Annotated in this window: 17 protein-coding genes; 11 read left to right on the top strand and 6 right to left on the bottom strand. The window is 65.9% G+C overall.

Annotation, left to right across the window (positions count from 1 at the left end):
• The first annotated feature begins 90 nt into the window (after positions 1-90).
• From KF730_RS17605 to KF730_RS17580, 6 genes are read left to right on the top strand one after another with little or no spacing between them, the layout of a single operon-like run.
• The gene (locus KF730_RS17605) at positions 91-2,367 is read left to right on the top strand and encodes a TonB-dependent receptor (protein WP_294099803.1); all 2,277 of its coding nucleotides are present in this window, start codon (positions 91-93) and stop codon (positions 2,365-2,367) included.
• An 11-nt stretch (positions 2,368-2,378) separates the two neighbouring features.
• On the top strand, positions 2,379-4,040 hold the full coding sequence (locus KF730_RS17600) for a carboxylesterase family protein (RefSeq protein WP_294099799.1): 1,662 nt from the start codon (positions 2,379-2,381) through the stop codon (positions 4,038-4,040).
• Positions 4,041-4,072: 32 nt separating this feature from the next.
• A complete protein-coding gene (locus KF730_RS17595) occupies positions 4,073-4,777 on the top strand; it encodes a TetR/AcrR family transcriptional regulator (protein WP_294099795.1) in 705 nt (234 codons plus the stop codon).
• A 10-nt stretch (positions 4,778-4,787) separates the two neighbouring features.
• Positions 4,788-6,389 (top strand): AMP-binding protein, encoded by a 1,602-nt coding sequence (locus KF730_RS17590; protein ID WP_365973924.1) that lies wholly within the window; start codon positions 4,788-4,790, stop codon positions 6,387-6,389.
• Positions 6,382-7,698: a family 1 glycosylhydrolase gene (locus KF730_RS17585; RefSeq protein ID WP_294099793.1), complete on the top strand. Its 1,317-nt coding sequence runs from the start codon at positions 6,382-6,384 to the stop codon at positions 7,696-7,698. The genes KF730_RS17590 and KF730_RS17585 overlap by 8 nt, the downstream gene beginning before the upstream one ends.
• The gene (locus KF730_RS17580; protein WP_294099791.1) at positions 7,695-9,437 is read left to right on the top strand and encodes an acyl-CoA dehydrogenase; all 1,743 of its coding nucleotides are present in this window, start codon (positions 7,695-7,697) and stop codon (positions 9,435-9,437) included. The genes KF730_RS17585 and KF730_RS17580 overlap by 4 nt, the downstream gene beginning before the upstream one ends.
• Positions 9,438-9,506: 69 nt before the next feature.
• Here the strand turns inward: KF730_RS17580 and KF730_RS17575 are convergent, their stop codons facing one another.
• On the bottom strand, positions 9,507-10,253 hold the full coding sequence (locus KF730_RS17575; protein ID WP_294099924.1) for a FadR/GntR family transcriptional regulator: 747 nt from the start codon (positions 10,251-10,253) through the stop codon (positions 9,507-9,509).
• Positions 10,254-10,393: 140 nt separating this feature from the next.
• Here KF730_RS17575 and araD1 point away from each other — a divergent pair, with 140 nt between their 5' ends.
• Positions 10,394-11,386 carry an AraD1 family protein gene (gene araD1, locus KF730_RS17570; RefSeq protein ID WP_294099789.1) on the top strand — a complete coding sequence of 331 codons (993 nt, stop codon included), beginning with the start codon at positions 10,394-10,396 and terminating at the stop codon, positions 11,384-11,386.
• Positions 11,383-12,312 (top strand): Gfo/Idh/MocA family oxidoreductase, encoded by a 930-nt coding sequence (locus KF730_RS17565; RefSeq protein WP_294099787.1) that lies wholly within the window; start codon positions 11,383-11,385, stop codon positions 12,310-12,312. Before araD1 ends, KF730_RS17565 begins: the two co-directional genes overlap by 4 nt.
• 3 nt (positions 12,313-12,315) lie before the next feature.
• Here the strand turns inward: KF730_RS17565 and KF730_RS17560 are convergent, their stop codons facing one another.
• Genes KF730_RS17560 through KF730_RS17550 form a run of 3 tightly spaced genes read right to left on the bottom strand, consistent with a single transcriptional unit; the run spans position 12,316 to position 16,826 of the window.
• Positions 12,316-13,890, bottom strand: coding sequence for an alpha-L-arabinofuranosidase C-terminal domain-containing protein (locus KF730_RS17560; protein WP_365973921.1), 1,575 nt, complete (start codon positions 13,888-13,890; stop codon positions 12,316-12,318).
• Positions 13,891-13,904: 14 nt separating this feature from the next.
• Positions 13,905-15,695, bottom strand: a complete 1,791-nt coding sequence (locus KF730_RS17555) for an IlvD/Edd family dehydratase (protein ID WP_294099783.1) — start codon at positions 15,693-15,695, stop codon at positions 13,905-13,907.
• 6 nt (positions 15,696-15,701) lie between these two features.
• Positions 15,702-16,826 carry an aldose epimerase family protein gene (locus tag KF730_RS17550; RefSeq protein WP_294099781.1) on the bottom strand — a complete coding sequence of 375 codons (1,125 nt, stop codon included), beginning with the start codon at positions 16,824-16,826 and terminating at the stop codon, positions 15,702-15,704.
• Between the two features lie 99 nt (positions 16,827-16,925).
• Between KF730_RS17550 and KF730_RS17545 the strand changes: the two genes are divergently transcribed.
• The 3 genes from KF730_RS17545 (at position 16,926) to KF730_RS17535 (ending at position 20,243) form a co-directional block, all read left to right on the top strand.
• Complete coding sequence (locus KF730_RS17545) at positions 16,926-18,233, top strand: sugar MFS transporter (protein ID WP_294099779.1); 1,308 nt, start codon at positions 16,926-16,928, stop codon at positions 18,231-18,233.
• Positions 18,233-19,252: a glycoside hydrolase family 43 protein gene (locus KF730_RS17540; protein ID WP_294099777.1), complete on the top strand. Its 1,020-nt coding sequence runs from the start codon at positions 18,233-18,235 to the stop codon at positions 19,250-19,252. Before KF730_RS17545 ends, KF730_RS17540 begins: the two co-directional genes overlap by 1 nt.
• 82 nt (positions 19,253-19,334) lie before the next feature.
• A complete protein-coding gene (locus KF730_RS17535) occupies positions 19,335-20,243 on the top strand; it encodes an alpha/beta hydrolase (RefSeq protein ID WP_294099923.1) in 909 nt (302 codons plus the stop codon).
• Positions 20,244-20,397: 154 nt separating this feature from the next.
• On the opposite strand, the gene KF730_RS17530 is transcribed toward KF730_RS17535, so the two are convergent.
• Complete coding sequence (locus KF730_RS17530; RefSeq protein WP_294099775.1) at positions 20,398-21,687, bottom strand: MFS transporter; 1,290 nt, start codon at positions 21,685-21,687, stop codon at positions 20,398-20,400.
• Positions 21,684-22,844: an L-lactate dehydrogenase gene (locus KF730_RS17525; RefSeq protein WP_294099773.1), complete on the bottom strand. Its 1,161-nt coding sequence runs from the start codon at positions 22,842-22,844 to the stop codon at positions 21,684-21,686. The genes KF730_RS17530 and KF730_RS17525 overlap by 4 nt, the downstream gene beginning before the upstream one ends.
• Position 22,845 lies beyond the last annotated feature (1 nt).

The following is a 22,845-nucleotide window of genomic DNA, read 5'->3' as shown; positions in this document are numbered from 1 at the left end:
TCAGTATTGACTCCAGCCGATACGCGATGTCATCTTCGCGAAGATCGCCAGCCACGCGTCAAGAAGAGGCGGCGGCGACAAGGAGGGGATATGAACCGCTTTGCCTATACTTCGTCGTTGATCGCGCTGGCGTTCGCCGCTGCGCCCGCGTTGGCACAGACCAGCCCGGATTCGGGGACATCGGCCGCTAGCCAGGACAGTGGCACGGACGACATTGTCGTGACCGCCACGCGCCGGAATGAGCGCCTGCAGGACGTGCCGCTGAGCGTCACCGCTTTCTCGCAGGAGGAATTGACGCAGAAGGGTATTGTCGGCTTCGAGGGCGTTGCGCGCGAAACGCCTGGCGTCGCGCTCAACAAGGCCAGCGACAACAATGTGCGCTTCACAACCCGTGGCATTTCGACCAACGGTTGGGGCGCGGGCCTTCAGACGACCACCACGGTCTATATCGACGAACTGCCGCTCACGACGATCGGCAATGCCGTCACGCTGGATTCCAACCTGTACGATGTCGAGCGCGTCGAGTTCCTGCGCGGACCGCAAGGTACTTTGTTCGGTTCGGGTTCGCTGTCGGGCGCGCTGCGCATCCTTACCAAGAGCCCCAACCTCCGGGATTTTGACGCCTCGGCGCTCGTCGATCTCGGCGTGACGCCCAATGGCGGTGGAATCCGCCAGCGCTATAACGGCATGATCAACGTGCCGCTCGCCACGGACACGGTCGCGCTGCGCGCGGTCGGCTATTACCGGCACGAGGACGGCTATATCGACAACGTCACCACCGGAAAGAAGAACGCCAACACGCTCAAGGGCTATGGCGGACGCGCGATATTGCTGTTCAAGCCGACCGACCGGCTGAGCGTCCGGCTGATGGGTTTCTACGAGAATAGCGGCCCCGAGGATGCCTCGCTGACCACGCCGTCGCTCGGCGACCGCAAGCGCCGCAGCGTCCGCCCCGACCGCTATACGTCGGATACCCAGATCTACAACGGCACGATCGACTATAATTTCGACTGGGCACGTCTGACCAGCTCATCGACCTATGCCGTGAACAAGGGCGATTTCGACGTCGATCTGGGCGGCACGTTCGGCGCGACGCTCGCAATCCCGTTTCTCATGGATGACGACTACGTCGCCAAGACCTTCGTCCAAGAGACCCGGCTGGTTTCGGCCTCGGACGGTACCGGTCTCGACTGGGTTCTCGGCGGCTTTTACAAACATCAGGAAATCGACCTGCGGGGACGCTATCAGTCGACACCGGCGTTCCTCACGGCGCGCGGCATTACCGGCCTGACCGACTCGGTGTTCCAGACATTCGGCAACAATTCGCGCAGCTACGAGCTCGCCGGATTCGGCGAACTGACCTATCATCTGACCCCGCAACTCTCGCTGAGCGGCGGACTGCGCTACGGCAAATATGGCGGGACGGTCGATACTTATGCCGGTTTCAATACCGCGTATTTCACCTATGCGCTGTATTTCATTCCTGGGCCGCTCGCGATCACGCCGGTCCCCGCCGCAACCTTCAAATATCCTTCTCCGGAGCGGGTTTCGTGGAAGGGAAGCCTAACCTACAAGCCGTCGCGCAACCTGACCGTATACGGCACGGTTTCGACCGGGTATCGCACCCCGGTCTATAACGGCCGCGCCGGCAGCGTGAGCCTGATCAACCCGGCGGACCTCGTCATTCCGCAGGGGGCCACTTCAGACAATCTGATCAATTACGAAGTTGGTCTGAAAGGTCGCTGGCTCGACGGGCGGCTGACCGCCGCGGTTGCGGCCTATTATATCGATTGGAGCAATATCCAGGTCCAGGCGAACCGCGTTTCGGACTCGGTTCAGTTCGCCACCAATATTGGCGGCGCCTATAGCGAAGGTCTGGAAGCCGAAGTCCGCTTCACGCCAGTGACCGGACTGACCTTCGGGCTGAACGGTTCGCTCAATCGCGCCCGGGTGAGCGAACTCACGACGCAGCAAGCGCAGATATCCGGCGCGGTAAACGGCATTCGGCTTTCGTCGCCGGAGGTGCAGGGGTCTTTCTACGGCACATATTCCTATGGTCTGGGCGGTACGGCCAACGGCTTCACCAGCTTCCAGATCCAGCATGTCGGGTCGTTTCCGAACATGTTCCCCAACACCCCGGGGACGCTCGGCACGCGAAGCCCACTGTACGATTTCACCGATAACTATACCTACATCAATCTGCAGACGGGCGTGACCGTCGGCAAACTGAACGCAACGCTCTATGTCGAGAATCTGACCAACAGCCGCGCCGTGACCTACATTCACCCGGAAGCGTTCGTGTACAGCCGCTACGGGATACTGCGTCCACGCACCTTCGGCATCCGGCTCGGCTACAATCTCTGGTGAGGCCGGCCACGATGAACGCGCTCCGTCTCGCCAGCTTTGCCGTGGCCGCGACGTTGGCAACGCTCTCCCACACTGGGGCGCTGGCGCAAGCCGGCGCCCCGCTTGTCGCGGCGCCCGCGGGCCGGGTGGCGGGAAGCGAGACGGAGGGGGTTCGTACGTTCAAGGGCATTCCCTACGCCGCGCCGCCAGTGGGCGCGCTGCGCTGGAAACCGCCCGCCCCGGCGGCGCGATGGCAGGGGGTGCGCGAGGCCAAATCCTTCGGGCATGCCTGCATCCAGGGCTCGCGGGTCCCGAGCAGCGTCTATTATGGCGACATGGCAAGCCAGAGCGAGGATTGCCTGACGCTCAACATATGGGCGCCGACGGGCGCCCATAAGCTGCCCGTGATGGTCTGGATCCATGGCGGTGCGCTGGTCAATGGCAGCAGCTCCGAGCCGCTCTATGATGGGGCGAAGCTCGCACGGAAGGGCATCGTCCTCGTCTCGATCAATTACCGGCTCGGCGTGCTCGGCTATCTCGCCCACCCGGCGTTGAGCGCTGAGTCGCCCGCGCATCTGTCGGGCAATTACGGCCTGCTCGATCAGATCGCGGCGCTTCGATGGGTACGCGACAATATCGCCGCGTTCGGCGGCGACCCGAGCCGGGTGACCATCGCCGGTGAATCCGCCGGCGCGCTCAGCGTCATCGCGCTGCTCGCCAGCCCTGCGGCGAAGGGTCTGTTCCATCGCGCCATCTCGCAAAGCGGCTATATGCCCTCCTATCGCGCGCTCAACACGCCTTCGCTCGGCCTCGGCTCCGCCGAGAATGCGGGGACCGCGCTGGCCAAGGCCGCTGGCCTGTCGAGCGCCAAGGCGCTGCGCTGGGCCGATCCGGCGACGTTGTTCCAGGCCGGTCTGGCGACCGGCTGGGCGCCCGAGCCGGTGATCGACGGGGTCAATCTGAAGCGGCAGCTCGCGGTTACCTTCGGCAGAGGTGAGCAAAGCAAGGTACCGGTGCTCGCCGGCTTCAACGAAGGCGAGATCCGTTCATTGTTGTTCCTCGCGCCCAAGGCGCCGGCGACACAGGCCGAATATGCCGCCGATGTGAAACGGCGCTTCGGCGATCGGGCCGATGCCTTTCTCTCGGTCTATCCCGGCATAGATCCGGCGGAAGATGCGGCGATCTCGGTCCGCGACGGGCTCTATGGCTGGGCCGCGCAATATCTCGTTCGCGCTCAGGCCGCCGCGGGACAAGCCGCCTATCTCTATTATTTCCGGCATAGCACGCCGGCGCAACGCAGCCGCAAGCTCGCCGCGTTCCACGCCAGCGAGTTGCCCTATGTCTTCGGTCAGGTCGGCCCAGACGCGGCAATCGGCCCGAACTGGCCCAAGCCGCCGCTCACCGGCGAAGAGGCGCAGCTGTCGCAGGCGATGATGGACTATTGGGCCGCATTCGTTCGCGGCGAACTGCCCAAGGCAGCGGGCGAGGCAGATTGGCCGCGCTTCACGGCGGCAGACCCTGCCTATCTCGACATCGTCGAGCGCCCCCACCCGGCTACCGGCCTGCATCCCGCCGCGTTCAGCTGGGCCGACGCGCTCGTCGCCGAGCGATGGCGACAGGGACAGGGCTGGCGATTCGATATCGGTTTTTCGGCCTTCCCGGCCGCTTCGCAACAGACAGGGCCACAGCGTTGACGCATTTGTTGAAGACCGGCACGCTTCTCGCGATGAGCAGCGAAAAAACCACGGCGGAGAAGCCGCCCCGCGCACGAAATCACAAGGCGCGGGTTCGTGAGGCGTCGATCGAGCGCATTCTTGATGCCGCCGAGCAATTGTTCGCCGAATATGGCTATCACGGCGTCACCCTGCGCGACGTCGCCGCGCGCGTCGGCGTAAGCCCGACGCTGATCCATTACCATTTCACCGGCAAGGAAAGCATTTTCGAGGCGGTGTGGGCCCGCCGCGCACCGATCTCGGCACGCAACCGGCTGGAGGCCATGCGGCGTTATGCCGAGGAAGTGGGCGACAATGTCACGGTCGAGGGCGCGCTCCACGCCTGGATCGATACCGATCTCGACGTCCAGCTCTACGATACCGAGCAATGGCTGGCCTTCGGCAAGATCAGCGCCCAGGCGAACAGCGCCGCGGGATGGGGCGCGGAGAAGATGACCAAATATTTCAATCCGGTCGTGCTGGCGCTGATCGATCTGCTCAGGAAGGCGATGCCCGAGTGCGATGAGGAGACGATCTTCTGGGGCTATCATTTCGTTTCCGGCGCGATGACTCACAACATGGCGCGCACCGGCCGCCTCGACGAGCTCTCGCACGGGCTATGCTCGTCCGACGATTTTGCCTCGATACGGCGGCATATGGCGAGGTTCATGGCCGCCGGCTTCCACGCAATCTGCCAGGGCCAGGCCGCTGGCAAATAGGGGCGGCGTCGTGTCCACCGCTTTGAATCCCGGCGCGATGCAGCCCTTCGCGCTCACCCTCAATCGCTTCATCGATCATGCCGCGAAATGGCATGCCGGGGCTGAGGTCATCACGGGCGCCGGCGCCGGCGCGGGTACGCGCATCACCTATGCCGCGCTCCGCGAGCGCAGCCGGCGCCTGTCCGGCGCGCTGCAGGCGATCGGGCTGGCCCGCGGCGACAATCTCGGGGTGCTCGCCTGGAACAGTCAGGCACATATGGAATGCTGGTACGGCGCCGTCGGCGTCGGGATCGTCTGCCACACGCTCAACCCGCGTCTCGCGACCGCGCATCTCGCCGCGATGATTTCACAGGCCGCCAATCGTGTGCTGGCGATCAGCCCCGATCTCGCGCCGCTGGCCGAGACGCTCGCCCCGTTATGCCCCAGCCTCCAACATATCGTCATGCTGGAAGAACCGGGGGCGGAAATGGCGCTGCCCGATTGCGGAAACGCCCAGGTGTGGCGGTACGAGGATCTGCTGGCGGAACGCGGCGCGCCTGTGGAATGGGGCGGGTTCGATGAATATGCTCCGGCGGGGCTTTGCTTCACCTCTGGTACCACCGGCGCACCCAAGGGCGTCACCTATACGCACCGTTCGAACTATCTCCACACCCTTCATCAGACCCAGACCGATACCGGCGGCCTGAGCGGGCGGGATACAGTGCTCGCCGCCGTGCCGATGTTCCATGCCAATGGCTGGGGTCTCCCCTTCTCGGCGCCCGCGGTGGGCGCGAATCTGGTCTTTCCCGGCCGCTATCAGGATGGCGCGAGCCTGACGCGTCTGATCCGCGACGAGCAGGTCACCGTCGCGGCGGGTGTACCCACGGTCTGGCTCGGGCTGTGCGACCATCTTGACCGTGTCGGCGGGGATGTTCCGTCGCTTCGCCGGATCATGGTCGGCGGATCGCCAATTCCGCAGGCACTGATGGATCGGCTGGAACGGCGTCTCGACGTCACCGTCCAGACCAGCTGGGGCATGACTGAACTGTCGCCGCTCGGCACGACGACGCCGGCGACCGCGCCGGTGCGCAGTGCCGCCAAATCCGGCCGCCCGCCGATCGGCGTCGATCTGCTGCTCACCGATGTCGAAGGTGCCCCCTTGCCCGAGCAACGGGGGCACGAGGGCCGGCTGCACGTTCGGGGCGCGAGCGTCGTCGAACGCTATTTCGGCCATGACGAGCCCGCGGTCGACGCCGATGGCTGGTTCGACACCGGCGACCTCGCCATTGTCGACGAGACCGGCAATGTCAGCATCACCGGACGCGCCAAGGATTTGATCAAGTCGGGCGGCGAATGGATCAACCCGCAGGAGATCGAGGCGATCGTCGGCGCGCTCCCCGAAGTCGCGCAGGTCGCCGTGATCGGCCGGGCACATGAGAAGTGGGGCGAGCGCCCGATCCTCGTCATCGAGCCGCGCAAGGGCGTCGAGATCGGCGACGAGGCGCTGCGGGATGCGCTGCGCGCGCGCGTCGCCAGTTGGTGGCTTCCTGACGCGATCGTACGCGTCGCCACCATGCCGCTCGCGGCGACCGGCAAGATCGACAAGATGCGACTGAGGGATGATCATGGCTGATATCGGAACCACTACCCGCCGTGGCGTGCTTGCCGGAATGGCGGCGGCCACCGCGATCGGCGCCGCACCGGCCCAAGCTGCTCGCCGCCGGGCAATGCCGAGAGGCTTCCTGTGGGGCGCCGCGATCTCGGCGCACCAGAGCGAAGGCAATAATGTCCATTCGGACAGCTGGCTCCTCGAGCAACTGCCCGAGACGGTGTTCAAGGAACCGTCCGGCGACGCCTGCGACAGCTATCACCGCTATGCGCAGGACTTCGCGATCGCCAGGTCGCTGGGGCTGAACTGCTATCGCTTTGGAATCGAATGGGCGCGGATCGAGCCCGAGCCCGGCAAGTTTTCGCAGGCCACGCTCGATCACTATTCGCGCGTGCTCGACGCGTGCCGCGCGCACGGGCTCTTGCCGATCCTCTCGTACAATCACTTCACGGTGCCGCGCTGGTTCGCGATGCGCGGTGGCTGGGAAGTGGCCGACAGCGCCGATCTGTTCGCGCGCTATTGCGACCGCGCCACCCGCGCGTTCGGTGACCGGATCGGCATGGCCTCACCATTCAACGAAGCCAATATCCAGCTGCTGATCAAGGTCCTGCGCGGGCTTGCCACGCCCGAATATCGCGCCAAGCGCGTGACGATGATCGCGGCGGCGGCGCGGGCGACCAATTCGCCCGCTTTCTCCTCGATCCTGTTCGCCGATCCCGACCGGATCGACGCCAATCTGCTCGCCGCCCATGCCCAGGCCTATCAGGCGATCAAGGCCGGTCCGGGCGACTTCCCGGTCGGCGTGACGCTCACCACCCAGCCGGTCGAGTCGGTCGGCCAAGGCAGCGTCGCGGCGGACGTCGAGGACATGCTCTACGGCCGCTGGTGGGACGCGGTGAACGCCAGCGACTTCGTCGGCGTCCAGGCCTATTTCCGCTTTCGCGTCGACGCCAAGGGCCTGATGGCGGCGCCGGAAGGCGCGGAAATGACGGGAGCGGGCTACGAATATTATCCTCCAGCGCTCGGTGGGGCGATACGCCTCGCAGCGCGCAAGACGAACAAGCCGATCTACGTCACCGAGAGCGGAATCGGCACCGACGACGATGCCCGCCGCATCGCCTGGCTCGACGCGAGCATCGCCGAGGTCGAGAAATGCCAGGACGAGGGCATTCCGGTCAAAAGCTACATCTACTGGTCGCTGCTCGACAATTTCGAATGGAGCCAGGGCTATGGCCAGCGCTTCGGCCTGGTCTCGGTCGACCGCCACAGCTTCGTGCGCACGCCCAAGCCCAGCGCGCGGCATTTCGCGCGGCTGATCCGCGAGCGGCGATGAGCGGTCTGCTTTCCCGCCGCGACATCGATTTCCTGCTCCACGACTGGCTCAAGGTCGAGGCGCTGGCCGACCGCGAGACGGTCGACGCGATCCTCGACCTGTCCGAGAAGCTGGCGGCGGATACGTTCCTGACTCATTACAAACGCGGCGATGTCGAAGAGCCGCGGCTTGACGATGCGGGCCAGGTGCATATCTGCCCCGCGATCGGCGAGGCGCTGACCCAATATGCCGAACTCGGTCTTTTCTCGGCTGGCTTCTCCGAGCGGCAGGGCGGGCTGGGCCTGCCCTATCTCGTCTGCGCCGCGTCCTTCGCCTTTTTCGCCGCCGCCAATGTCGCCACCGCCGCCTACCCGATGCTCACCGTCGCCAATGCGCGGCTGATCGCGGCCTTCGGCACTGCCGCCCAGTTCGAGGCGTTCGCGCGGCCCGAGATCGAGGGCCGCTGGTTCGGCACGATGTGCCTGTCCGAGCCACAGGCCGGCTCAAGCCTCGCCGACGTCCGCACCCGGGCGGTATCCGACGGCGAGGACGCGCTCGGCAGCCGCTATCGCCTGACCGGCAACAAGATGTGGATCTCGGGCGGCGACCAGGACGTCAGCGAGAACATCGTCCACCTCGTCCTCGCCAAGGTGCCGCTCACGGACGGTACCTTGCCCGAGGGCACCGCCGGTATTTCGCTGTTCATCGTCCCCAAATTCCTGCCCGACGGCGCGCGCAACGACGTGGCGGTGGCCGGGCTCAACCACAAGATGGGCTATCGCGGCACCGCCAATTGCCTGCTCAACTTCGGCGAGCAACGCGGCGCGACCGGCTGGCTCGTCGGCGCGCCGGGCCAAGGCCTGCGCCAGATGTTCCAGATGATGAACGAGGCCCGGATCGGCGTCGGCATCGGCGCCGCCGCTTTGGGCTATCGCAGCTATTTGCTGTCCGCCCAATATGCCCGCGAACGCCTGCAAGGCCGTCCCGTCGGCCAGCGCTCCGGCCCTCCGGTGGCGATCATCGAGCATCCTGACGTGCGTCGCATGTTGCTCCAGCAAAAGGTCTATGCCGAAGGCGCGCTGGCTCTGTGCCTCTATTGCGCAAGGCTGGTCGACACCGCCGAGCATGATGCCGACGACGCGGCGCTGCTTGGCTTGCTTACGCCGGTCGCAAAGACCTGGCCGTCCGAATATGGCCTGGCCGCCAACGATATCGCCATCCAGATCCATGGCGGATATGGCTACACCCGCGATTTCGATGTCGAGCAGCTGTGGCGCGACAACCGTCTCAATCCAATCCATGAGGGCACCACCGGCATTCAGGCGATCGACCTTGTCGGCCGCAAGATTCTCCAGGACGGTTCAGGGCTGCCTTTGCTCGCGCTCAGGATCATGCGGTCGGTCAAGGCCGCGCGCGGTGTGGCGGGACTTGAGGCCCATGCCGATGCTCTGTCCACCGCCTGGCAGTCGGTTGCCGCGACGATAGAGGCGTTGCGTTGCCGCGAGAGCCGCACCGCTTTCGACAATGCAACGCCCTTCCTTTCCGCGTTCGGCCATGTCGTGCTCGCCTGGCTCTGGCTCGATCAGGCTGCGGCCGCCAGCGCGCTCGATGCCGGGGGCGAGGATTTCGCCGGCGGCAAGCGCCATGCTTGCCGCTTCTTCTTCGAATGCGAACTCCCGAAGGTGGATGCGCTTCTCGCCTTTGTCGCCTCGGGCAGCGACGTTGCTGCCGGTGCGCCGCCCAAGATGTTTCTACCGTGAGCCATTAATCGGAAACGTCCGATGGCCGATCCAGGCATTGCGCGCCGGAGTCGCCAATAGCCTCAAAAACTAGAACCCCGCCTCGTCCATGGAATGCCGTGTATCTTCGAACGCAAGATCGATCAGAGTGCGCATCGCCGCTTCCGCCGCGTCCTGATCCCCCGCCGCGATTGCCTCGCTGACACGCGCATGGTCGGGAACTGGATCGCGCGGCAGCGCCTTCGTCCGCTGCTTGAACCTCGTGGTCCAGTTGACCGCCGCGCCGATGCTCGCGCTCAACGTGATCAACGCGTGATTATGCGTGGCCTGAAGAAGCGCGTCGTGGAACTCACGGTCGGCGGCCTGGCCCGCTTCCGTAGCGAGCGTGTGGCGCCGCATCTTAGCCAAGGCCGCGCGCAAGGCGTGGATATCGGCCTTGTCCCGACGTGCGGCGGCGAGGCGGACCGCAGCCGGCTCCACGATCGCCCGCAACTCGAATAGATCGCGGATGAATGCCAAATCGGGCTCCCCCGAGAACGCCCAGGCAAGGACATCGGGATCCAACAGATTCCAGCGGTCGCGCGGCCGCACGCGCGTCCCGGCTTTGGTGCGGCTCTCGACCAGGCCCTTGGCGACGAGCATCTGTATAGCCTCGCGATAGGCGCTGCGCGACACGTCCAACGCCGCGGCATTCGCGATCTCGCCGGTCAGCCGTTCGCCCGGCTTGATGGCGCCGCTGACAATCGCGCGGCCGAGATGATGGGCGACGGCGCCGCGAAGCCGGCGGCCGGTGCTGCGTTCCCGGCGTTCGCCGTCCGCATCGGGCTCGGCGGGCAGTCCTTCCGTCCTCAAGATATTCGCCTCGCGGTTGACGCAGTTGCTTAGGCTGGACCGACGACCGTAGCAACTCGACCAAATGGCGGTTTCCTTCCTGATTATGTCAGACTAATTCATAGGAATTAATCGTCGGATGAACCATGCTCAAATTGCTTCAGAACCGATCCCCGGAGGGTGTACGCCGGCTCATCGCGGTCGGAGGAGACGGCCAGTCCCGCGTCGTGCCCGGGTTCGACTCCGTACATAGCGTGGCCACGGCGGCCATCGAAAGGGGCACGGATCTCGCCACCATGGTGTGCGAGGCGGGAGCCGGACCGCCAGTGAACATCGCCGAGGAACTGGCGGCCGGGCGCCTGATGGCACCTGTCGATCATCCCGACCCGGCACATGTCTGGCTGACAGGCACCGGGCTCACCCATCTCGGCTCGGCGGAAGGTCGCGACGCGATGCACAAGGCCGCCGCGGCGGGCGAGACGCTAACCGATTCGATGCGGATGTTCCTGGAAGGAGTCGAGGGCGGCAAGCCGCGGCCGGACGAAGTGGGGCAGCAGCCCGAATGGTTCTACAAGGGCGACGGCACGCACCTTGTCGGGCCGGGGGACGCGCTCACCATGCCCGCCTTCGCCCGAGACGGCGGTGAGGAACCCGAGCTTGCCGGCATCTATCTGATCGGACCCGATGGCACGCCATGGCGTCTCGGCTTCTGTCTCGCCAACGAGTTCAGCGACCATGTCACCGAGCGCCACAATTATCTATGGCTGGCGCATTCGAAGCTCCGCCAGGCTGCGCTGGGCGCGGAGCTGCTGGTCGGCGACCTGCCGGGTGAAGTACGCGGGACCAGCCGTATCCTGCGCGACGGCGCGGTGCTGTGGGAAAAGCCGTTCCTCTCCGGCGAGGCCAACATGTCGCACAGCATTGCCAACCTCGAGCAGCATCACTTCAAATATCCGCTGTTCCGGCGCCCCGGCGACGTCCATGTCCATTTCTTCGGGACGGCCACGCTCTCGTTCAGCGACGGCGTGCAGACCCGGCCGGGCGACCTGTTCGAGATCGAAGCGGCGCCCTTCGCGCTGCCGCTGCGCAATCGACTCGCCCGCGCCGATGCCGAGCCCGTGCGCGTGGGCCGGCTGTGAGCGGCGCGCCGATCCGCGTTGCCCTTGTCGGCCTCGGCAAGATCGCGCGCGACCAGCATCTGCCGGCGCTCGCCGCCGACCCCGGCTTCCGCCTCGTAGCGACGGTCGATCCGTGTGGCGCCGATGCCGGCGTACCGCATTTCGCCGGCCTCGAAGCGCTGCTCGAAGGCGGCCTGGCGATCGACGCGGTGGCGGTGTGCACCCCGCCCCAGGTCCGTTACCGCCTTGCCGATGCCGCGCTTGCCGCCGGCCTGCACGTCCTTCTGGAAAAGCCTCCCGCGGCCACACTATCCGAAGTCGCGGCGCTGGAGGCGCGCGCGTCCGCGGCCGGTGTCACCTTGTTCGCCGCCTGGCATTCGCGCTTCGCCGCCGGAGTCGAGCCGGCCCGGGCCTGGCTGACGGGCCGCCGGATACTGCGCGTCTCGATCAGCTGGCGCGAAGATGTGCGCATCTGGCATCCCGGTCAGGACTGGATTTTCCGGGCGGGCGGACTCGGCGTGTTCGACCCCGGCATCAATGCCCTGTCGATCGCCACCCGCATCCTGCCCGGTCCGCTGCGCCTGATCGAGGCCGAGCTGGCAGTGCCCGAGAATCGCGAGGCGCCGATCGCCGGCCGTCTTTCGATGCGCGATGCCGGCGATGCCGAGATCGCGATGGACATGGATTTCCTGCAGACCGGTTCCCAGACCTGGGACATAGCGGTCGAGACCGACGCTGGCCGCCTGCTACTCCAAAAGGGCGCCGCGGTGCTGACGCTGCCGGATGCGACGCGGCACGGCGAGGACCGCGAATATGCGCTGGTCTATGCGCGCTTCGCCGAATTGATTCGCAGCGGCCGCAGCGACGTCGACAGCGAGCCGCTGCGGCTGGTCACGGAAGCGCTACGGCGCGGCACGGTCTGCCGCGCCGAGCCCTTCATCGAATAGAGTTCACTGCTCCAGCGCCAGCATCACTACCGATTTGGCGGGCAGATCGACCGACACGCCGCCCTTGTCCGCCTTCGCCGCGATCGGCTTGGGCACAATCGTGTCTGGCGCCTCGAAGCTGTTGAGGCTGTTGACGCGCGGCCCGCTCAGCACTTCGCCGGCGGCGCGGCGCACCTTCACGCCCGGAATGTTGAGCTGCAACGCGGCCGGCCTGGCCGGATCGAGATTGACAGCGGCTAGCCACAATTTGCCGTCGGTCGCGCGCACGGCGACGGCGTCGACTCGGGGCAGGACCACATCGCCCTGGCGATATTCGCCGGTATCGAAGGTTACGGGGATCAGCGTCGCGTCCTGGAAGGGCAGATACATCTTGTGGACGTAATAGGTCGGCGTCAGCACCATCTTCGGCCCGTCGGTCAGGATCATCGCCTGGAGGACGTTGACCATCTGCGCGATGTTGGCGCCGCGCACGCGATCGGCATGGCGCGCGAAGATGTTGAAGTTGAGCGCGGCGATGATGCCGTCGCGGAGCGAGTTCTGCTGCTGCAGGAAACCCTCGGTCGAGCCAGGCAGCTTGGCCAGCCACACGCCCCATTCGTCGATGATCAGCGGCACCTTCTTCTCGGGATCATATTTGTCCATGATCGCCGAATGAGCCCTGATCCGCCCGTCCATGCGTAGCGTCGACTGGATCAGCTCGGCATATTCCTTTTCACCGAAATCGACCGAATCATAGGCCGGCGGCCATTTCACCACCGTGTAGCTGTGGAGCGACAGCCCCTCCATGCCCCAGCTCCAGTCGCGGCCCTTCCAGGCCTTCATCACCCCCTCAGTGTAGCTCGTATCATCGTCACTCGGGCCGACCGCCACACGTTGCATCGCCTCGGGATTGGCATCGCCCTGCTGCGCCGGATTATAGTTGCGGGTGAAGCGGGCGTAGCGTTTCAGCTCGTCGGCATAATATTCGGGCCGCATATTGCCGCCACAGCCCCAGCTCTCATTGCCGATACCGAGGAACTTGATCTTCCACGGCTCCTTATGACCGTTGGCGGCGCGCTCCTGTCCGGCGGAGTTGCGGGTGTCGGCGGTCATATAGGCGACCCAGTCGGCGGCCTCCTTATAGCTTCCCGAGCCGACGTTGATCGAGACATAGGCTTCCGAGCCGATCTGCTCGACGAAGTCGAAGAACTCGTGGGTGCCGAAGCGATTGTCCTCGATCGCGCCACCCCAGTTGGAATTGACGGTCACACGCCGCTTCCCGGGATCGCCGATCCCATCGCGCCAGTGATATTCATCTGCGAAGCAGCCGCCGGGCCAGCGGACGTTCGGCACCTTGATTGCCCTCAGCGCCGTGACGACGTCGCTGCGGATGCCGCGAACATTGGGGATTTTTGAATCCGGCCCCACCCAGACCCCGCCATAGATGCCGGTGCCGAGATGCTCGGCGAACTGGCCGAAGATGTTGCGGTCGATGCGGGGACCGGGCTTGTTCGCGTCGATCGTCACCCTGGTGACCTGTGCCGACGCCGGCATCGCCTGTAGCGCGAGTGCCGCTCCGGCCAGGAACATCGCCTTCATCATCCCATTCCCCCTTAGTGATTGTCGCGCGGCAGACCCCGGGTCTGGGCGATGCGCTGATATTGCTCGGATCCCTCGAGGATCGCGCCGGTATCCACCTGTCCGGTCAGGCGGCGCTGGATCTCCTGCCAGGGAGTCTGCGAAGCCGGATACGGAAAGCCACCCTGCGCCGCGAGCGCGCGGCGACGCGCGGCAAGTTCGTCGTCGGAGACGAGCACATCGGCGGTGCCGGCCCTGAGATCGACACGGACGCGGTCGCCGTCGCGCAGCAGCGCCAGCCCACCCATCGCCGCCGCTTCGGGCGCGGCGTTGAGGATCGAGGGACTGCCGCTGGTGCCAGACTGGCGGCCATCGCCGATACACGGCAGGCTGTGGATGCCCTGGGCAATCAGATAGTCCGGCGGCCGCATGTTCACGACTTCGGCGGCGCCGGGATAGCCGACCGGGCCGGCACCACGCATGATCAGCAAGGTCTCCGGCGTGATCCCCAGCGACGGATCGTCGATGCGCCGGTGATAATCCTCCGGGCCATCGAACACCCTGACAGGACCTTCGAAGGCATCGGGATCGTCGAGGTCGGACAGGTAGCGCTCGCGGAATTCAGCCGGGATCACGCTGGTCTTCATGATCGCCGCGTCGAACAGGTTTCCGCGCAGGACCACAAAGCCTGCGGCCGGGCGAAGCGGGTCCTCGATCGGGCGGATGACCTTCTCGTCCTCGATCGCGGCGCCGCGGCAATTATCGCCGATGCTGCGGCCATTGGCGGTGATGGCGCCCTCGTCGATCAGCCCGCGCGACATCAGCTGCGCGACGACGGCGGGGACTCCGCCCGCGCGGTAATAGTCCTCGCCGAGATATTCGCCGGCGGGCTGGAGATTGACGAGCAGCGGCACGTCGGCGCCCAGGTCCTGCCAGGCCTGAAGCGGCAGATCGACGCCGATCAGCCGGGCGATGGCCGCGATATGGATCGGCGCGTTGGTCGATCCGCCGATGGCGCTGTTGACGCGGATGGCGTTGTCGAAGGCGGCACGGGTCATGATGTCGGAGGGCTTGAGATCCTCCGCCACCATCTCGACGATGCGCTTGCCAGAACGCCAGGCCACTTCCTGGCGGTCGCGATAGGGCGCGGGGATGGCGGCGCTGCCCGGGAGCGACATGCCCAGCGCCTCGCACAGCGAGTTCATCGTCGTCGCCGTGCCCATGGTGTTGCAATAGCCCGTCGAAGGCGCCGAGGAGGCGACGAGGCGGACGAACTCGGCATGGTCGATGGTGCCGGCGGCGAGCATCTCGCGCGCCTTCCACACGATCGTGCCCGATCCGGTGCGCTCGCCCTTGTGCCAGCCGTTGAGCATCGGCCCGACCGAAAGCGCGATCGCCGGGATGTTCACCGTCGCCGCCGCCATCAGGCAGGCCGGCGTCGTCTTGTCGCAACCGATCGTCAGCACGACGCCATCGATCGGATAGCCGTAAAGAACCTCCACCAGGCCGAGATAGGCAAGGTTGCGGTCGAGCCCGGCGGTCGGACGCTTGCCGGTTTCCTGGATCGGATGGACCGGAAACTCGATGGCGATGCCGCCGGCGTCGCGAATACCTTCGCGCACACGTTCGGCCAGGACGAGATGGTGGCGGTTGCAGGGGGACAGATCGGATCCGGTCTGGGCGATGCCGATGATCGGCTTTCCCGATTGCAGCTCCTCCAGGCTCAGACCGTAGTTGAGATAGCGCTCGAGATAGAGCGCGGTCATGTCGATATTGTCGGGATTGTCGAACCAGGCGCGCGAGCGCAGTGGCTTCCGGTCGCGCATCGCCCGTCAGCGCGCGATGGACAGGCGATAGATCATGACGTGCCGATACGGCTTGCCGGGATCGACCCGCGCCGATGCGAATCCCCGCTGGTTGGGCGCGTCGGGGAATTTCTGGGGTTCGAGCGCGATACCGTCGCCCATGCGATAGATGCGTCCGCTGCGGCCGGCGAGCGTGCCGTCTAGGAAGTTGCCGGTGTAGAATTGCAGCCCCGGTTCGGTGCTCAGCACTTCCAGCACCCGGCCCGAGACCGGGTCCTCCAGTCGCGCGGCGAGCTGCGGCGCGGCGGTCTGACCCTTGTCGAGCGCGAAATTATGGTCGTAGCCGCGCCCGATCACGATCTGCGGATCGCGGCCGTCGCGCAGCCCTTCCGCGATCAAACGGGGCTTGCGAAAATCGAAGACCGTGCCCGCGACCGGCTTCAGTTCGCCGGTCGGGATCAGCTTGTCATCGACCGGCGTATAGGCGCGCGCCGGAATGGTCAGCAGCTGGCGCGAAGTGCCTTCGGGCGCACCGTCCCCGGCCAGGTTGAACAGCGCATGATTGGTCATGTTGACGACCGTCGGCTTGTCGGTCGCGGCTTCATAGGCGATCGCCAGATCGCCCGCCTCGTCGAGCGAATAGGTGACGGTGACCTCGACCTGGCCCGGATAGCCCTGGTCACCATCGGGACTGGTCAGGCCCAGCACGACCCTGGCGACGGGACCGCTCGAGACTGAGCGGATCGCCCAGATCCGCTTGTCGAAGCCCTGCTTGCCGCCATGCAGCGAATTGGCCTTGTCGTTCTGGGTCAGCTGGTAGCCGCTGCCGTCCAGCGTGAAGCGCCCGCCCGCGATGCGATTGGCGTAACGGCCGACGGTCACGCCGAAATAGTTCGGCCGGGCCTCATAAGCGGCCGCCGAATCATAGCCGAGCGTCACTTCGGCGCGCTTGCCCTTCCGATCCGGGACGATCAGCGACTGGAGCGTCGCGCCATAGGTGATCACCCGCGCTTCGATTCCGCGCGCGTTCTTGAGCGTGATCGATTCGATCGGGGTTCCGTCAGCGAGCTTGCCCGCTGGAGCGAGAACCGCGTCAGCCGCGATCGCCGGCGAAGCCGCGCACAGGGCCGCCCCAAGCAGCAATCCCCTCATCTCCACCTCCTCAAAGCCGCGCCGCAGGATTGACGCTGTTCGCCTGCATATATAGTCCGACAAAAAACGGGCAAGCAATTTGCCGAAGCGGAGGGGCTGATGGCGGTGTCACCTATCGGGGAAACCGGGGCGAGCGGCGGTACCGGCGTGCGGGCGGGCTATCGTCCGGCCCTGGCCCTCCTCGCCACGCTGTTTTTCATGTGGGGCTTCATCACCGTCATAAACAACACGCTGCTGCCGCACCTCCGCAGCGTGTTCGAGCTCAATTATTTTCAGACGACATTGATCGAATCGACCTGGTTTGTCGGCTATCTGCTCGCTTCCGTGCCTTCGGCCTTGCTGATCGAGCGGATCGGCTATCAGCGCGCGCTGACCACCGGGCTGGTGGTCATGACCATCGGCTCGCTGGGGATGATCCTGGCGGCGGGGTTGCCTTCTTATTGGGTGACGCTGGCCGCGCTGTTCACCGTCTCGTGCGGGATCGCGCTGCTGCAGGTGGCGGCGAACCCCTATGTGGCGGTGATCGGCCCGCCGGAAACCGCGGAATCGCGGCTGACCTTGGTACAGGCGTTCAACACCACCGGCGATGTGCTGGCGATCATCTTCGGCCAGCAGCTGATCCTCGCCCGAACCGTGGGCGGAACGTCGCTGGACGGTCGCGAGCTCACCTATGCCGAGCGCATGGCCGATGCCCAGGCCACGGAGCTGCCCTATCTGATCGTCGCCATCGTCCTTGCCGCGCTCGCCGTGGCGATCGCGCTGGCGAAGTTGCCGGAACTGGGCGCCTCGACACGCCGCGCCAGCGCAGAGGCGCGCAAGGGTCTCTCGCTGTGGAAACATCGCAACCTCGTCTTCGGCTGCGGCGCCATTGCGTTGTGCGTCTATGCCGAGATCGGCGTGAGCAGCCTGTTCATCAACTTCTCATCGCAGGAGCAGATCGCCAACATCACCAAGGCGGATGCGGCATCCTATCTCGCCTTCTTCTGGGGCGGGATGATGGTCGGCCGCTTCGCCGGCGCCTGGATCATGCGCTTCGTCGCGGCGGAGAAAGTGCTGGCTCTCTTCTCCATCGGCGGGATCGCATGCGCGCTGGTCGCGGTGTTCGTGACCGGGCCGCTCGCCATGTACGCGCTGATGGCGATCGGGCTGTTCATCTCGATCATGTTCCCGACGATCTTCGCGCTCTCGATCCGCGGTCTGGGCCCGCTGACCGAAGAAGGCTCGGGGCTGCTGATCATGTCGATCGCGGGCGGCGCCCTGGTCTTCATCCAGGGCCGGATCGCGGACGATTACGGGCTCAACTGGGGTTTCCTGCTGACCGCTTTGTGCTGCGCCTATGTGCTGTTCTACGCGTTGTGGGGTTCCAGGCCGACCGGCGGGCAGCGCGAAGCGGGAGCGAGTGGCTGATGGCGGTGCGGCCCGGTAGCGGCGTTTTGCGCCTGACGGCGACCCTGGCGGCGCTCGCCATAACGACACCGGCCTGGAGTCAGAACCGGACCAACCCGGTGCCAGGATCCAATCCGATCATCCGCGACAAGTTCACCGCCGATCCCGCCCCGCTCGTCATCGGCGATCGCCTCTATCTCTATGTCGGACACGACGAGGCGCAGCGCGACGAGATGTTCAACATGCGCGAGTGGCTGGTCTATTCCACCACCGACATGAAGCATTGGACCGATCATGGTCCGATCCTGCGCGTCGCCGATTTCAAATGGGCCAAGAAGGACGCCTGGGCCTCGCAGGCGATCTACAAGAACGGCAAATACTGGTTCTACGCAGCCGTCGAGCATGACGACACCCATCCGGGCAAGGCGATCGCGGTGGCTGTGTCAGACAACCCCACCGGCCCGTTCGTCGACGCCAGGGGATCGGCGCTGATCACCAACGAGATGACGCCCAAGGGCACGCACAGCTGGGAGGATATCGACCCGACCGTCTTCACCGACGACGATGGCACGACCTGGATCGCCTGGGGCAATCGGCAATGCTACATCGCCAGGCTCAAGCCCAACATGATCGAGATTGACGGTCCGATCACCGAGATCACGCCGCCGCACTTCGAAGAGGGGCCGTGGCTGCACAAGCGCGGCAACCTCTATTACCTCACCTATGCCTCGCTCGATCGTTCGACGCACCGCGACGAGCGCGTGTCCTATTCGACCGCGCCGTCGATCAAGGGGCCCTGGACCTATCGCGGCGAGCTCACCGGCTCGGGGAAATACAGCTTCACCATCCATCCCGGCATCGCGAGGTTCAAGGGTGTCTGGTACCTTTTCCTGCACAACGCGTCCCTGACGATCGGCGACCTGAACGGCGCGATCGGGCGCCGTGCGGTGACGGTCGAACGCCTCCACTACAATGCCGACGGAACGATGCGACCGGTGATCCAGACCGATGCCGGCGTCTCGGCGCCCGGACCAAAGTGATTCCGCCATGCCAGATCGGAGACATGCCATGGGACGAACGATGAACCTGACCAATCCTCTCCGCCTGGCGCGTCGCGCCGCCATGGTCGCGGTGGCGGCGCTCTGCGTCGCCGCCCTCCCGGCACATGCCCAGAACGACAAGATGACGCCGATCGCCATCCCCGATCAGCCATCGGCGATCGAGCTCGGCACCGGCCCGCTGCCAGGCGCGACCGCCACGGAGAGTTGGCACAGCCAATATGGCAGCAGGTTCGCCCGCAACGTCACGGTCGCGACGCTGACGCCGTTCCTGCCCGATCCGGCCAATGCCACCGGCACCGCCGTCATCGTCGCGCCGGGCGGCGGCTTTCGCACCCTGTCGATGGACAATGAAGGGTGGAACGTTGCCAAGGCGCTGGCGGCGCATGGCGTCGCCGCGTTCGTTCTCAAATACCGGCTCAACCAGACCCCGGTGGAAATGGCGGCATTCGAGCAATCGATGCGCGAGATGTTTTCAGGCGCCGCCCGGCCGCCGCGCGCGACCCCGGAAGAAGCGATGAGGCAACTCGCGCCGCAGATCGCCGATGCCCGCGCCGCCTTCGCCCTCGTTCGCCGCCGGGCGGCGGAGTGGCACGTCGATGCCGATCGCATCGGCATGGTCGGCTTCTCCGCCGGGGCGATGCTGACGATGGCGACCACCGTGGCGGGGGAAGACGCGAGACCCGCATTCATCGGCAATATCTACGGTCCGCTCGCGCCGATTACGGTGCCCGCCGATGCCCCCCCGATGTTCGTCGCGCTCGCCGCCGACGATCCGCTGTTCGGCAATACCGGCTTCGGCCTGATCGAGAGCTGGCGGACGGCCAGGCGCCCGGTCGAGTTCCACCTCTATGAGCAGGGCGGGCACGGCTTCGGCATGTATCCGAAAGAAACCACCAGCACCGGCTGGTTCGACGCCTTCATGCGGTGGATGGGGATGCACGCCTTTCTTACCGCGCCCAGCCGCCTCTGAAGCCGCGACGGCCGGTCCTGCGCGATACCGTGGGAGGGTAGAGATTCGAGGCCGACAGTTGCTGGATCAACCCAAGCACGTAACGACCGATATCGGGTCGCAAACCCGCCATCTCCGAACGGGCAAGCTCGGCCCTCGATACGCGCGACCGGCGTCATTTGCTGGCCGCAGGTGCCGTCATGCGCGATGCCAGCGACAGCAAGGCGAAGCCGGCAATCGCCGCCAAGGTCGTGACCAGAGCGAGCGCAAGACCGATCTTGAGATCGTCGCCGAACAACAGGTCCTTGGTCCCCGCCACGATCGTCGGCCCGAGGCCCAGCCCAGCCAAGGTGGCGGCGAGCAGATAGGCCGCGATCAGCTGGCCGCGATGCTCGTTGGGGGTGATCTGATAGATGGCGAGCGGCGCCAGCCCGGTCGGCATCGCCAGCAGGAAGCTGCATCCGATCAGCGCCGCAATAGATATGCCCGGGCTGATCGCCAAACCAACCCATAACGATAGCGGGATGACTCCGGCCAGCGCATAGCTGGCTAGCTTCAGCGGCCCGGGCCCGCCCACCTTGGCCATGCGGTCGGCGAGCCAGCCGGCGAAGAGGATCCCGAGCGCACCCGGGCCTGCGAGGATCAGGCCATAGGCCACGCCGATCGAACTGGCGGGCCATTCGAACAGCCGGATGAACACCGTCGGCGTCCAGGTGATCAGCGAGAAACTCGCCAGCGCATTGCAAGCCAGGCCGAGGATCATGACGCTGAGGATGCGGAAATTGTCGCGGGCAAAGGACAAGGTCGACGATCCGGCAAGTTCCTTGGCACGCTCGCGGCGCACCGGTTCCCGGATGAAGGCCAGCGCCGCGGCGACGAGCAAGCCGGGCAGCCCGACGACGATGAACGCCGCCTTCCAGCTCGGCATCATCCCCAGCAGCGGCACCGCGACTTCGCTGGCACCCATGGTAGACAGGATCGCCAGCGCCCCGGCGATCATCGCCACGCCCGATCCCATGAACGTCGCCATGGTGTAGACGCCCATCGCCCGGCCGCGCTTTTCCGGCGCGAAATAGTCGGCGATCAGCGAATAGGCCGCCGGCGACAGCGCCGCCTCGCCCACCCCCACCGCCATCCGCGCCGCGAACAGCTCGGTGAAGTTGCGCGCCAACCCGCAGGCGACGGTGGCGAAGCACCACACGATCATGCCGATCACGATCAGGTTGCGGCGATTGCCGCGGTCGGCGACGCGCCCGAAGAACACCCCGAGCACGGTGAAGGTGATGACGAACGCGAAGCCGTGGAGCAGGCTCACCTGGGTATCGGTGATCCCAAGATCATGGCGGATCGGCTGGACGAGCAGGCTCAATATCTGCCGGTCCATCACCGCCACGATATAGGCGACCAGCAGCAGGATGACGACGGTCCAGCCACTGGCGGGCCGGGGATAGGGGGCTTCGGTCATCCGTCAGCGCTTTCGATGGAGGAATGGGCAAGGAGGTGCGGTCCGATATCGGCGAGGCGGTTGCAGCCGGTCATCGCCATCGCCGCGCGCAAATCGCGATCGAAGCCCTGCAACAGCGCCGCGACCCCTGCCTGCCCGCCGACCGCCAACGCATAGGCCCAGGCGCGGCCGAGCAGCACGCCATCGGCGCCTAAGGCGAGCATCTTCATGAGGTCGATCCCCGAGCGGACCCCGCCATCGGCGAGCACAGTAGCCCGCCCGTCGATCCGCGCGGCGATTGCCGGCAAGGCTTCGGCCGAGCCGAGCGCACCGTCGAGCTGGCGGCCGCCATGGTTCGAGACCACGATCCCGTCCGCGCCGGCACCGACCGCGGCTTCGGCATCGTCGGGATCGAGCACGCCCTTGATGATCAGCGGCCCCTGCCAATGCTCGCGGACAAAGGCGAGATCGTCCCAGGTCACCGACGGATCGAAGTTGCGCATGATCCAGCCGGCGAAATCCTGCATCGCCGCCTTGCTACCGAGCACCGGCTTGAGGTTGCCGAGCGACAGCGGCGCGCCGCGCAGGCCGACATCGAGGCTCCACGCCGGCCGCGCCATCGCATGCATCGCCCGCCGCAACTGGCCCTTGAGCCCCGGCGCGCCCGACATGCCCGAGCGGAAATCGCGGTAACGCAGCGCCGCCACCGGCATATCGACGGTGAACACCAGCACGCTGCAATGCTCGGCGGCGCGGTGGAGGAGATCGGCGAGAAAGGCGCGGTCGCGGATCATATAGAGCTGAAACCAGAACGGCTTGGTCGTGCCCGCCGCGACTTCGCCGACATCGCAGACCGACACGGTCGACAGGCAGAACGGCACCCCTGCCGCCTCCGCCGCACGCGCTGCCTGGACCTCGCCGCGCCGGGCGCACATGCCCGCCAGCCCGACCGGTCCCAGTCCGAACGGCAGCGACGCCGCCTGGCCGAACAGCGACATCGACGTGTCGATGTGCGACACATCGCGCATCACCCGCTGCTTGAGCTTGAGTTCGCCCAGCGCGCCGCGATTGGCGCGCAATGTCTCCTCGCCATAGGATCCGCCGCGAATATAATCGAACAGGAAGCGCGGCAGGCGCTTGCCCGCCAGTTCCTCGAGATGATCGGGTCCGGTCAGCATA

Origin of the sequence: Sphingomonas sp., assembly GCF_019635515.1 — a bacterium.
In the GTDB taxonomy this organism is placed as follows: domain Bacteria; phylum Pseudomonadota; class Alphaproteobacteria; order Sphingomonadales; family Sphingomonadaceae; genus Sphingomonas.
This window is presented reverse-complemented; position numbering and strand designations above follow the sequence as displayed.